General features: G+C 72.4%; 16 protein-coding genes. 4 read left to right on the top strand and 12 right to left on the bottom strand.

Going from position 1 to position 11788, the window contains the following annotated elements; all coding sequences use genetic code 11:
* Window positions 1–41: 41 nt before the first annotated feature.
* The 3 genes from ACQP26_RS05725 to ACQP26_RS05715 are packed head-to-tail and all read right to left on the bottom strand — an operon-like array spanning window position 42 to window position 1433.
* A complete protein-coding gene (locus tag ACQP26_RS05725) occupies window positions 42–449 on the bottom strand; it encodes a hypothetical protein (protein WP_433495145.1) in 408 nt (135 codons plus the stop codon).
* Window positions 446–706 (bottom strand): hypothetical protein, encoded by a 261-nt coding sequence (locus ACQP26_RS05720; protein WP_269701860.1) that lies wholly within the window; start codon window positions 704–706, stop codon window positions 446–448. Before ACQP26_RS05720 ends, ACQP26_RS05725 begins: the two co-directional genes overlap by 4 nt.
* Before the next feature lie 13 nt (window positions 707–719).
* Window positions 720–1433, bottom strand: coding sequence for a hypothetical protein (locus ACQP26_RS05715; RefSeq protein ID WP_433495144.1), 714 nt, complete (start codon window positions 1431–1433; stop codon window positions 720–722).
* Window positions 1434–1776: 343 nt separating this feature from the next.
* Between ACQP26_RS05715 and ACQP26_RS05710 the strand changes: the two genes are divergently transcribed.
* Window positions 1777–2343 carry a snapalysin family zinc-dependent metalloprotease gene (locus ACQP26_RS05710; RefSeq protein ID WP_269701864.1) on the top strand — a complete coding sequence of 189 codons (567 nt, stop codon included), beginning with the start codon at window positions 1777–1779 and terminating at the stop codon, window positions 2341–2343.
* Window positions 2344–2370: 27 nt separating this feature from the next.
* On the opposite strand, the gene ACQP26_RS05705 is transcribed toward ACQP26_RS05710, so the two are convergent.
* From ACQP26_RS05705 to ACQP26_RS05685, 5 genes are all read right to left on the bottom strand, one after another.
* A complete protein-coding gene (locus ACQP26_RS05705) occupies window positions 2371–3351 on the bottom strand; it encodes a hypothetical protein (protein ID WP_433495143.1) in 981 nt (326 codons plus the stop codon).
* The gene (locus ACQP26_RS05700; protein ID WP_433495142.1) at window positions 3348–4697 is read right to left on the bottom strand and encodes a hypothetical protein; all 1350 of its coding nucleotides are present in this window, start codon (window positions 4695–4697) and stop codon (window positions 3348–3350) included. Before ACQP26_RS05700 ends, ACQP26_RS05705 begins: the two co-directional genes overlap by 4 nt.
* Window positions 4694–4999, bottom strand: a complete 306-nt coding sequence (locus tag ACQP26_RS05695; RefSeq protein ID WP_433495141.1) for a DUF6403 family protein — start codon at window positions 4997–4999, stop codon at window positions 4694–4696. The genes ACQP26_RS05700 and ACQP26_RS05695 overlap by 4 nt, the downstream gene beginning before the upstream one ends.
* 56 nt (window positions 5000–5055) lie before the next feature.
* Entirely contained in the window at window positions 5056–5277 is a 222-nt protein-coding gene (locus ACQP26_RS05690) for a hypothetical protein (protein ID WP_433495140.1), read from the bottom strand.
* Between the two features lie 75 nt (window positions 5278–5352).
* The gene (locus ACQP26_RS05685) at window positions 5353–6645 is read right to left on the bottom strand and encodes an AAA family ATPase (protein ID WP_433495139.1); all 1293 of its coding nucleotides are present in this window, start codon (window positions 6643–6645) and stop codon (window positions 5353–5355) included.
* Window positions 6646–6845: 200 nt separating this feature from the next.
* Between ACQP26_RS05685 and ACQP26_RS05680 the strand changes: the two genes are divergently transcribed.
* Window positions 6846–7583, top strand: coding sequence for a hypothetical protein (locus ACQP26_RS05680; RefSeq protein WP_433495138.1), 738 nt, complete (start codon window positions 6846–6848; stop codon window positions 7581–7583).
* Between the two features lie 31 nt (window positions 7584–7614).
* Here the strand turns inward: ACQP26_RS05680 and ACQP26_RS05675 are convergent, their stop codons facing one another.
* A complete protein-coding gene (locus ACQP26_RS05675; protein WP_269701880.1) occupies window positions 7615–8442 on the bottom strand; it encodes an SAM-dependent methyltransferase in 828 nt (275 codons plus the stop codon).
* 243 nt (window positions 8443–8685) lie between these two features.
* Here ACQP26_RS05675 and ACQP26_RS05670 point away from each other — a divergent pair, with 243 nt between their 5' ends.
* Window positions 8686–9213 carry a flavoprotein gene (locus tag ACQP26_RS05670; RefSeq protein WP_433495137.1) on the top strand — a complete coding sequence of 176 codons (528 nt, stop codon included), beginning with the start codon at window positions 8686–8688 and terminating at the stop codon, window positions 9211–9213.
* Between the two features lie 198 nt (window positions 9214–9411).
* On the opposite strand, the gene ACQP26_RS05665 is transcribed toward ACQP26_RS05670, so the two are convergent.
* The 3 genes from ACQP26_RS05665 to ACQP26_RS05655 are packed head-to-tail and all read right to left on the bottom strand — an operon-like array spanning window position 9412 to window position 10113.
* A complete protein-coding gene (locus ACQP26_RS05665) occupies window positions 9412–9651 on the bottom strand; it encodes a hypothetical protein (protein ID WP_269701884.1) in 240 nt (79 codons plus the stop codon).
* Window positions 9644–9886 carry a DivIVA domain-containing protein gene (locus ACQP26_RS05660; protein WP_269701885.1) on the bottom strand — a complete coding sequence of 81 codons (243 nt, stop codon included), beginning with the start codon at window positions 9884–9886 and terminating at the stop codon, window positions 9644–9646. The genes ACQP26_RS05665 and ACQP26_RS05660 overlap by 8 nt, the downstream gene beginning before the upstream one ends.
* Window positions 9883–10113 (bottom strand): hypothetical protein, encoded by a 231-nt coding sequence (locus ACQP26_RS05655; RefSeq protein WP_281578888.1) that lies wholly within the window; start codon window positions 10111–10113, stop codon window positions 9883–9885. The genes ACQP26_RS05660 and ACQP26_RS05655 overlap by 4 nt, the downstream gene beginning before the upstream one ends.
* Window positions 10114–10364: 251 nt before the next feature.
* Here ACQP26_RS05655 and ACQP26_RS05650 point away from each other — a divergent pair, with 251 nt between their 5' ends.
* A complete protein-coding gene (locus ACQP26_RS05650; RefSeq protein ID WP_433495136.1) occupies window positions 10365–11621 on the top strand; it encodes a helix-turn-helix transcriptional regulator in 1257 nt (418 codons plus the stop codon).
* Window positions 11622–11788: the final 167 nt, after the last annotated feature.

The raw sequence follows: 11788 nt of genomic DNA, 5'->3' as shown, positions 1-11788 counted from the left end.
CTCACGACGCTAGTCGAAGGGTCCGACAAAAGCGGGAGCCCTCAGAGCCGCGCGTCGGTGACCACGTGGGCGCACGCCGGGCACGCCGCCGGTCCCTGCTCGGCGAACCACCGGCAGGTACGCCTGATGGCACACTTCGGCAGCGCCTCCTCGGCGGGCGGGGCGACCTCGGCGTACGAGGCGGCCATCCGGGCGCCCAGTCCGCAGTGCGAGCCGGTCCAGAAGCCACAGGACGAGGTGACGCACGGGCCGGCGAGCCGGGCACGCGACTCGATCGGCTCGTCGGAGTCACCGAGCCCGGCGAGTGCCACCTCGGCCGGCACGGCCGGGGTCACGTAGGCCACCCGGCCCGCCGGAGTGATCATGCCGAGGAACACCGTGGCGTTCGACGCCGGGGTGCTCGGGCACATCCGCTCCGGCGTGCCGGCCGGCCGGGCGGCGTCCGTCACCGCTGGATCCAGAACCCGAAGTCGTTGATCCTCTGGCCGAGCTCCTGGGCGAGCGGGCCGTCGATGACCCAGAGCCCGTGCCACTCGGGACGCAGCTTGATGTTGCCGTGGCCGAGGGTCAGCGGGGTGGTCAGCTTGGCGTCGGCGGTACGCAGGGCGGCCAGGCCGGCCTTCTGGATCTCCGCGCCGATCAGGGACTGCTGCTCGGGGCTCAGGTCGACGCCGTCGACCACGAAGCGGAACTCGTTGCGGGCCATGTGTTTCCTCCGGTCACTCGTACGATTCGGTGCCCAGCCCGCGGCGCAGGCTGGTGCGGGTGAAGGCCGCCCAGCCGGCGTGCGAGGCGGCGTCGGTGCGGTGCCCGGCTCGGGCGAGCACCCGGGCGGCGTGCTCCGCCCAGCGGTCGGCGGTCGTCGCCGCGTCGCCCCACAGCTCGCGGCAGGCGGCGACCGCGAAGGCGACCTGTTCCGGTGCGCCGCTGAACCCGGCGGGTCCGTCGGCGACCCGGATCGTGCCGTCCGGCCGGACCCGCACGCTCGGGAAGTGGTGGTGCAGGCTGGCCAGCGTGGCCAGGTGCGTGGCGTCCCGCCGGTCGGCGGCGAAGCCGGCCCGCAACTCGTCGTCGTGGCGGTGCCGGATCGCGTGCAGGACCAGCGCGTCGCCGGCCGCCTCGATCCGGGCGACCACGTGCACCGGCATGCTCCAGGCCGACGGCGAGTTCGCCGACCAGAACGCCAGCCAGGCGGTGAGCCGGGCGTGGAAGTCGGCCTGGACGGCGATCGGGAGCGCGGCCCCGCCGGGCGCGCGCAGTGCGGCGGTGGCGATGTGGTCCCGGATGACGAGCGGAGTCGCGGGGCGGCGCGGTGCGGCCGCCGCAACGCCGGTGGTGGAGGCGACGGCCAGGCCGGTCACGGTGACCGCCGAGGCCGCCGCCACGCCGGCGAGCAGTCGCCGACGGTCGAGCGGGTGTCCGTTGTGGTTCATCGTCGGCCCTTCGTCGACGGCATTGGCCCGACGTTATCGACCGGAAGCGATCAGAAAAACACCCTGCGTGACGGGAGGTCGACAGGAAAGCCGGGGATACCCGGCGGCGTGAACGACGGTTCCTGTGCCCGATTCACGCGCCACCCACCGGCGGACGGTCAGGCCCGGAGCAACCCGGCCACAGCCCGCTGCGCGTGCACGACGGTCGCCGCCGGCAGGTCGAGCGCCCGCCGACGTCCGCGGGCGCGCCGCCCGGTCAGTTCACCGCAACCCTTGATATCGATAGATGCCTATCTATAGGCTGGCGGCGTTCCGCTCACCCCCCATCCAAGGAGTGTGAACCATGCGTAAGCCCAAGCTGTCCCGGATCCTCGCCACCCTCGCGGCCGCGACGCTGGCAGCGCTCGGCGCGGTAGCCGTCAACCCGGCTCCGGCCTCCGCCGCCGTCCGCAACGTCTGCTACAACATCAGCCAGGCTGGCCCGTTCGCCAACACGGCGGTGCAGGCGGCGGCGATCTGGAACAACTACACGAACAACATCAACATGGCCCAGTGCGGGTCCAACCTGCGGATCACCTACACCTACGGCGGCGGCTCGTACGCCCAGCGCACCAGCCTCGGCAACGGCCGCGTGGTGATCGACTACTACCAGGCCCAGCAGTACTCGCCGCTGCGCATCATGACGCACGAGATCGGCCACATCCTCGGCCTGCCGGACAACTACAACGGCAACTGCGCCATCCTGATGTCCGGCGGCAGCGCCGGTACGAGCTGCACCAACCCGTACCCCAGCTCCGCCGAGGCCTCCCGGGTCGACTCGCTGTTCGGCTTCGCCGCCCGCAGCGCGACGCCCGCCCAGGTCTTCACCGGCAGCTGGCCGGCCGCCTCGACCGTGGGCGCCCAGCGCTGACGACGCCCTGACGACGGGGTCGGCGGGTCACCGCCGGCCCCGTCCGCGCGTCCCGCGCCGGCCGGGCGCGGCGTCGTCGGCGAGATCGGCCGCGCGGCGGCTCATCTCCTCGACCCGCTCCCGGAGCCGACGCAGCGCCGCGGCGTCGTCGTCCACCTCGGACACCTCGTCGAGCAGGCCGACGTAGTCGGCGGCCAGCCGCCGGTACGCCGGGGCGACCGGCCCGGCGTGCCCGTCCAGGTCGATGATCTGCTGGGCGAGAACAGCGGTGGCGGCACCGAGCGCGGCCCGCTCGTCGGCCCGCGCGTCCCGCCCGGCCCGCCGCGCGTCGGCCAGCCGCCCGGCCCGCCGGCCGCCGAACCAGAGCACCACCGCACCGGCGACCACCCCGGCCACCGCGCCACCGGCCAGCAGATACCGGGGCAACGACGGGCTGATGGTACGGGCGCCGTCCGGCACCAGACCGGCCCGGACCAGCCGGTCGTAGTTGAGCACGATCACCTTCAGCGCCTCGACCGGCCGGTCCACGAACGCATCAGCGCCCCGGCCGATGGTGGTCTCGGCGACCATCGCCCGGCCGAGGTCCTTGGCGCCGTCGCCACCGAGGCGGGAGCATCCGTAGGTGTCCCAGTCCTCGCCGTCGCGGCTCATCGCCAGCACCAGTGTGCCCTGGGCGGCGCGCTCGGTGTCGGCGCACGCCTCCCGCAGGTCGGCACCGGGCTCCATGATCAGCACCACCAGCCGCCGGTTGCCGATCACCCGTTCGGCGGCCGCCCGGTCCAGGTCCACTCCCGGCGCCGCGTAGACCGACGAGACGCGCACCTGCCGCGCGATCGGCCCGTCCAGGATCCCGCCGGTCCACAGCGCCCAGCCGGCCAGCGCCAGGCAGGCGAGCACCGCGCGGCCGAACGCGGTGCCGACCAGGCGGCCGAGCAGCCGGCGCGGGCCGGTCGCCGTCCCGCCACGACGGTCCGCCGCCCGTTCGGGCCGGTTCGCGACGCGGCTCACGACAGCCTCGCCCGCAGGTAGACGTCCGGCCGGTAGCCGGGCATCCGCACGTCCCGGGCCACGTCGTCCAGCTCGGCCGCCGCGTCGGCCAGCAGTTCGCGTACGTGCCGGTCGGGCAGCCCCTCGTCGAACGCGTCCCGGGCCGCCCGCAACCGGCCCACGCCCCGGACCAGCGCCGGGTCCGTGCGCGCGTCGGTGAGCAGCGACAACTCCACCGCCAGCGCGGAGAGCCCGGCCAGCCGGGCCGGCGTGCCACCGGGACCGACGTCGGCCGGACGGCGGCCGGACCCCCGCACGGTACGGATGGACAGCACCACGAAACCCGCCACGCAGGCGGCGAAGATCCAGGGCAGCGCCGGCAACGCCACCCGCAGCGGGTCGAACGGCCGGTACGGCAACGGACGGTCGAACAGCCCCGCGTACCGCACGTCGGTGACCTGGGCCAGGTACGTGCCGAGCACGTTCTGCTGGGGGTAGGCGTATCGGCCGATCCGCGCGCCGAACTGGGCGTAGAAGCTCGCGGTGGCCACCTCGGCGAAGTCCGCCGCGCCCGGACCGTGGTACTCGATCCAGTCGCCGTACATCACCACAAGCGGCTGGTCCGGGGCGAGCCGGTGCAGCGCCGGCCCGTACGCGGGCAGCGGCTCCCCGTACGGCTGCGCGGGCAGCACCACGAACCAGGCGCCGTCCGGGAACGCGGTGCCCGCGGCCTTCTCCGGCAGCCGGGTCAGCGTGGCGCCGGAGCCCACGTACCGGCCGGTGGTGCGCAGCGCGGCGACCACCGGGGCCAGCTCCGGGCCGGCCGGTTCCCGCCAGCGCAGGTCGTCGCGGTCCGGCGGGAGGGGCTGCTCGTGCAGCGTGGCCAGCAGCGTGAGCAGCGGGCCGGTCACGTCGCGGGTGGCGAACCGGGCCCGCCAGCCCGGCACGTCGTCCGGCGACGCCACGTAGAACCCGCCGCTGACCTCGGTGCCGACGATCCGGATCTCGGCGTTCTCCACGTCCTTCACCCGCCGGCGTTCGGCCTCGTCCAGACCGGGCGGGGCGACCAGGATCCGGGTGCCCCGGTCACCGATGGCGGCCCGGACCCGCTGCTCGTCCCAGCGCGCGACAGCCCCCGGCAGCCGGACCACCGGTTCGGCCGCGACGAGCGCCGTCATCTCCTCGACCGACGGCACGCTCGCGTCGCTCAACTCCCCCGCCGAGCCCTCGGGCAGCGCGGCGGTCGACGGGGAACGCCCGTAGCTGACCTCGACGCTCTGCCGCTGCGCCACCAGGAACACCACGAGCACGGCCGCCGCGGCGGCCAGCAGCGACCAGCGCAGCAGCTCCCGGCGTGCCCTCGTCATCGCCCGGCCCGCCACAGCTCGTCGGCGCGGCGGGCGTGCTCGGCCGCCGCGCGGGCCGCGTCCGCGCCGCCGCTCCCGGCGGCGAGCGACTCGGCCCGGGCCAGCAGACGCTCGGCCTCCGGCAGCGCCACCGGGGACGCGTCCCGGCTGACCGTGGCGTCGTGGATCGCCGCCCGCGCCGACGACCAGGCGACCCGCCGGCCCTCGGCCCGGGCGCGGCGCCGGGGCAGCAACGCGGCGAGGAAACCGGCGGCCACCGCCACCAGGCCCCCGCCCAGCCAGGGCAGCACGCTCACCGTCATGATCTCTGTCTAACGCACCGCCGCCAGCGCCGCGCGCCGAGGGCGGCCGGTGCGACCTACGACGACTCGTAGCCCTCGTTGAAACCCTCCATGAACCCGCCTGCGAACCCGGAGATGACACATCCGGCACAGCACAGGATCACCAGCAGCGCCGGCACCGTTACCCACAGCACGATCGCCCATCTGCTCATCCCCTCGCTCGGCTGCTCCACGTACGCCGGCGGGTGGTACGGCTGCTGGTGGTACGGATCCTGCTGGTAGGGGTCGTGAGGATGCATCCGGACATCGTGCCCACCGGCAGTGGCCGCCGGAAGATCCGAACGGTCCGCCGATCCTGCCGCGACGGCCCGTCGTCACGCCCGATGCGCATCGAGATGGGTCAGCACCGTCTGGTTGGCCTCCCACCCGTCCGGGAACTTCACCGGTACGTCCAGGTGCACCCGCTCGGTCGACGGGTACGCGTCGAGCAGCTCACCGATCCCCGCCCGCGCCACCACCACGCAGGCGTGCCGGTGCCGCGACGCCAGCACGCACAGCCGCCCCGACTCCAGGTGGAACGCGGTCGCGTCGCGCCGGCCGGAGAGCGGATGCAGCACGATCGTCACGTCGTACTCCCGGCCCTGGAGCCGGTTGGCGGTGTCCACGGTGATGCCCGCCCCGGCCGCGCCCAGCCGGGAGCGGATGGCCGCGACCTGGTCGCGGTGCGCGGCCCCGACGGCGATCCGGTCCGCGGTGACCGGCGCGCCGCCCGGGGCGGCCTCGCTGACCGCGACCGCGCCGCGCGCCAGCACCCGCAGCGCCAGCTCCGCGCAGGCCGCGGCGGCGTCGGCATCGGTACGCACGGTGTGCCGGGCCGGCAGCTCGTGCAACGCCCAGCCGGTGGCGGCGGCCAGCTCGACCGCGGCGTCGTAGGCGTCAGCCGCGCCGGGCTCGGTGAACGTCAGCGCACGATCGGCCGGGCCGGTCCCGGCGCGGAACCCGGTGAACGGGTAGAACGCGGCGGACACCACAGGCGCGGCCGAGTCCGGCAGCCGCCACGACACCGGAAGCCGGTGCACCGGCAGCTCCGGGTTGTGCCGCAGCAGCGTGGCCACCGCCGACTGCATCGGATCCCAGGTCAGCCCGGTCCAGCGGAACGTCTCCACGGTGCTGAACGGATCGAGCTGACCGGGGTCGCCGACGAACAGGGCCCGCTCGAACCGCCCCGCCACGCGCAGCAGCGCGTCGGCGCGCATCTGGTACGCCTCGTCCACGATCGCCCACGGCCAGTTCCCCTCGGTGACGGTGGCCCACTTGGCCGCCGTACCGATGGTGACCGCCGGGCCGCCCAGGTCGGCCACCTTTGCCGCGACCCGGACCGCCGGGTGGGCGGTGACCCGCTCGGTGGGCCGGTAGTCGGTCGCGGAGAGCCGCCCGACGCGCAGCTCCGGCGCTTTCCGGCCGAGCCGGTCGATGAGGTCGTCGACCTGCTCGTTCGTCTGCGCCACGATCATCAGCGGGTCGCCGGTGGCGGCGGTCTCGATCGCGGCGCGGACGACGAGGGTGGACTTCCCGGCACCGGGTGGCGAGTCCACGACGACGCCGCGGTGCGTGCCGTCGCGCAGATCCCGCAGCACACGCTGGATCACCTGCTCGGCTTCGTGCAAGGAAGGGCCCCTTTCAACGTCTCCGGTAGAGGCGGGGCCCCTTCTTAACACGCCCCGGGGTAGGACCGCGCGCCGCCGCCAGGGAGATCGCCGCCTGCCTCATCGATCAACTTGCACCCGCCTGTCACGCTCTCAGTCAGGAAAGACGGGGAAACGCGGGTGAGACGATGGACCTTCACCGCAGTCGCGTCGGTTGTGTCATGGCTCTCGTCCTGCTGCCGTTCGGTCTCTGCATGGTGCTGTCCGGGTTGTCTGCTGGCAACACCCTTCGACTGATCGGCGGGCTGATCTTCGGCGGGCTCGTCATGCTCGCCGGCGTCGTGGGCATCGTCCAGGCGGTCCGGCCGTTCCGGTTCCACATCAGCTTCGAAGGCTTGACCGTGCGGACAGCCGAGCTGAACCGGCTGCTGCCCTGGGCGGAGATCGAACACCTGGTCCTGTACCAGCCACCTCCGGTTCTGTCCGAGAAAAGGATGCCATCGCCGTTGCTGCTGCTCGTACCCGCCGCCACGTCGACCCTCGACGTTCCACTGACACACCGCAGCCCGTTGGACGACAGGCCCTGCCTGGTCCTGCTCGAAGTGCACGACGTGCGGGAGAAGACGGACCAGGTAGCCGACGCCCTCGCCCGGTACGGCGGCAGCCGTTTCATCGACCATCGCCAGATCGTCCGGCAGCGTTTCGACTCAGCCGACTTCCCGATCGAAGCGCGCGGATACGACAGGGATGCCGTCGACGCCCTCGTGCAGAAGGGCCGGGAGGCACTGGGGTCCGAGGACCTCCTGCTGCGCCTCGCGGCGAAGGTACAGGTCGAACGTGCCCTGCTCGAGTTGCCGCTCGTCGCGCACGGTTACTACCGCGTCCGGGTTGACGCGTTCCTGCGGGACCTGTCCGCCGTGTTGGCACGGTTCGAGGAGGGCGAAGAGGAGCCCGGCTGACGTGCCCGCACCCGCTCGCAGCTTCGTACCCCTACGGCTTGCGGGCGAGTAGCCCGACGAAGGTGTGGTAGGTGTCGGTCTGCTGCTGGGCGGGCGCGTCCGGGTCGGGACGCCACTCGGCCAGCGGCACCAGGCCCGGCTCCAGCACCGTCAGCCCGTCGGCGAAGGCGAGGATCTCCTCGTCGGTACGCCAGCGGCCGGTGCCCAGCGACTCGTTGAACACCCGCTCGACCTCACGGGCCTTGCGGGAGCCCTCCGGATCCCGCTCACCCGGGTCGCGGAAGTGCGAGATCGCGACGTAGCTGCCCGACGGCAGCGCGTCGATCAGTGCCGCCGCCACCGATCGCGGGTCCTCGTCGTCGCCGATGTGGTGCAGGATCGCGAACAGCAGGAGCCCGATCGGGCGGTCGAAGTCGAGGAACCGACGGACGTCCGGGTCGTTGAGGATCTCCTCCGGCTCCCGGATGTCGGCCTGGATCACCGTCGCGGTGCCCTCCGCGGCCAGCAGCGCCCGCCCGTGTGCCAGAACGATCGGGTCGTTGTCCACGTACACGACACGGGCGGCCGGGTTGTGCTCGATGGCGACCTCGTGCACGTTGCCCTGGGTCGGCAGCCCCGACCCGATGTCGAGGAACTGGTCGATGCCCGCCTCGGTCACGAGGTAGCGGATCACCCGGCGCAGGAACGCCCGGTTCGCCTGACCGGCGGCCGGCCCGTCCGGCGTGATCCGCAGGGCGTGCTCGGCGACCTTCCGGTCGACCTCGAAGTTGTCCTTGCCGCCCAGGAAGTAGTCGTAGACCCGGGCCACGCTGGGAACGGTGACGTCAATTCCGGGCGGTGCGGCCTTGTCGCGGGTCACTGGCGTCTCCAGACTCCGTGGGCGGTTCGGGCGTTTCGGGGAGTGTAGCGACCGTACAGGGTGGACCGTCACCCCGTTTGGGACCGCTCCCAGCGGACGAGCCCGTCACCAGGGCGTTCATCTGCCGACACGCCGAAGCGCGCTGACCGCCGCCCGGACCAGGTTCAAGGCACGGACCCCCTTTGACCAATTCGCCAGTAGCGCAGGCCCTTCTCGACAACGCGCCGGGTAAGACTGTGGGGCATGAGTGAAGCGCCGGTGCTCTACCTTGTCGTCTGCGCCGCGCCACCGGTCCAGCGGATCGGCGAACTCGCCGACCTGCTGATGGCCGACGGCTGGAGGATCTCCGTGATCGCCACCCCAATCGCCGCGAGCTGGCTCGACTGCGACGCGCTCGCCGAACAAACCGGATATCCGGTACGCGCACAGTGGCGTCGACCCGGCGATCCCGAGCCGCACCCGCCGGCCGATGGTGCCGCAGTCGTGCCCGCCACGTTCAATACGCTGAACAAGTGGGCGACCGGGGCGAGCGACACGCTGGCACTGGGAGTCCTCAACGAGCTGCTGGGCACCGGCATGCCGATCCATGTCTTCCCCCGGGTGAAGGCAACGCTCGCCGCACACCCCGCCTACGGGCCGAACCTGCGGCGGTTGCGCGATGCGGGAGTAGTGGTACACGACGCCGATGTGCTGAGGACACCGGACGAGATGACGCCGAGCCACTGGGCGGCGGTGGTCGACGTGTTGCGCGCGGCCCGAACCGGCGCCTGACAGGAGCGGGGGCACCTGGCGATTGAAGCGGAACGCAGCGCCAGAGGAGCGCTTCTTTCGTCTCGGGTCGTTGCCTTCGCCCGGAGTGTCGAGGAGCCGGCAGACCTGGTGGTGCCGCACCGACGAGTATCGATTGGCGGTGAGGTCCCCAGGTGTCCAGCACTCCGCCCGACGTACACGGGCCTCAGCGCAGCTCCGTTACCCACACGCCCCGCCGTGACCATCTCGTAGTCCGCAGCGCCCACCGCCGGGCAGCCGCACGTCACACCAGACCCGGTACCGCAGGTGCTGCGCGTCCTCCTCGCTGAGCGTCGTCTCACCGAAGTCGACGACATCCAGGTGCCCGAGCGACCGGGCGAGCGCGGCGGCCAGCTCGACGGCGGCGTCCCGGCCGGCCAGCGTGGTCGGCAGGTGGACGATCCAGCGCGGCTCAGTCATCGTGGCCGCGCCGCCGGCAGCCGTTGTGGCGGGACTGCCACTGCCGCAAGGCCTGGCGGATCCGCTCCGACTCGGTCCGCGCCGTGGTCAGCTCCCGGTGCAGGCGGTCCATCTCGTCGGCGACCCGGCACAGGTAGTCGTGCACCTGCGCCGGGTCCAGCCCACGCCAGCGGGTGTCGAAGACGGCGCTGCGCACCTGGTACGCCTGCACCCGCTCGCCGGTCACGTAGATCACGACGCCGCCGTCCCGGCCGCCATGGCCTCGTCGGGCAGCCCGGCCGCGGCGAGCGTCGCCCTCCCCCACCGGGCCAGCCGGCAGGGGTACGGGACGCGCTCGCTGCGGCACAGCGGTCCCTGCGGCCAGTGCTCGGGCACGTGTACGCGCACGGCCAGCGCGGCGACGAGCAGTTCCTCGTCGGTGACCGGGGTGAGGACGGGAAAGTCGGCGAGTACGGCGGACATCGGCAGGCGCCTCCGGGTCGGGTCTCGTGGAGTGGCGCCGGGGCGGGCGGGTACGGCGGGAGCCGCGATCGGGGGACGCGGTGCCGCCGGAGCCCAGCACCCGCCCCGGGCCATGCGTAAAAGCCTCGAGCCGGGCAGGACGAGAGGCCACAGCACCGAAGAGGCCCGTATGGCGCAGAAATGAGGCATCGAGCAACCCCGGGATCGACGGATTGTGACTACATTGACGACGGAACGGAGGGAGGTCGGGCTTGGCCCTCAAGCGGCAGCGGCTCTGTCAGCGACGAAAGGCTCTCGGGTACAGCCAGGAGCGCCTGGCCGACATCCTGGGTGTGGAGCGGTCCACCGTGGTGAGGTGGGAGAACGCGGAGACCGATCCGCACCCGTGGCATCGGACCCGCATCGCCTTCGCGTTGAGCGTTACGCTCGACCAGGTCGATGACATGCTCGCCGATGTGTCAGTGGTCAGGCGCCGAGGACAGGCTATGGGAGACGCGACACAGGACTACGACGCCAGCGGTACAGGTGCCACGCGATCAGACCTTCTGAGCGGCCTGCGGGGCTTTCTGACCGATTACCTCGCTCTGCCGGTACGACCGGCTCAGTCCGTCGTCCAGCTCCAGCGCTCCGTGAGCCGTGTCCACACCCTTTATCAACAAGCGAGCTACTCGACCGCCGCCCGCCTGCTGCCAGATGTGCTGCGTCAGGCGGTCGAGTTGTCTGGTCGACCGGCCGGCGCTCGTCAAAGGGACGTTTTCCGGCTTCTTGCCGTTGCGTACATCGCAGCCGCCAAGCTCGCGGCCAAGGTCGGCGACGGCGAGACAGCCCTCTTGAGTGCGGACCGAGCCGCCAACGCAGCGCGAATCGGCGACGACCAGGCTCTCATCGCGATTTCCGCGTATCAGGCAGCCTGCGGCCTGATACGAATGCCGGCCCGCGCCGCCGAGGCCGAGAGCATCACACAGGCCGGCATAGATCGTCTGGCTACATACGGCCACAGAGGCAATCCCGACCTGATTTCCGCCCATGGTGCGCTGTTGCTCCTGGCCGCCCTGCTGGCCGCAGGGCGGGGAAACACCAAAGACTCTGCGCAGCACCTCTCGCAGGCGGAAGAGTTGGCCACAGCGCTGGGCGCAGAACAGAATCGGCTGTGGACCGCCTTCGGCCGAACCAACGTCGCCATCCACTCCGTCTCGGCCGCCGTCCGCGCCGGGAAAGCGGCTCATGCGCTGGAGATCGGAGAGCGCATCGACACGTCGCGCCTGCCCACCGCCGTTGTCGGACGACGCGCTCAGGTGCACGTCGATCTCGCGACGGCCGTCATCAGGGCCTCGGCGGACAGGTCCACAGCGGTGCTGCATCTCCTCGAAGCCGAGCGGGTTGCCGCAGAGGCGGTGCATGCGAACGTGCAAGCTCGAACACTCCTGCTCGACCTCATGGCCGAGGACAAGCGAGCGGCCACGCCGGGTCTGCGCCCGCTGGCGTCGCGGGCAGGACTCCTTCCCTGAGACAACCTGCCGGCCGAGGTACCCCCGAGCGAAGCTTTGCTTGCCGCCTCCCTCGGCCCGGCGCGTCGCCTTCGGTTACTCTGCTTGGCCACACGTGCTCCCTGCCTGAGGGACCGCAGCAGCCTGAGAGCCTCATGTCGGCGGCGGTCTGTACGGTGGGCGCGACG

Origin of the sequence: Micromonospora sp. CA-248089 (assembly GCF_050948515.1) — a bacterium.
Taxonomy (GTDB): domain Bacteria; phylum Actinomycetota; class Actinomycetes; order Mycobacteriales; family Micromonosporaceae; genus Micromonospora.
Note: the sequence above shows the minus strand (reverse complement) of the source record. Positions and strands in the feature narration are given on the sequence as shown.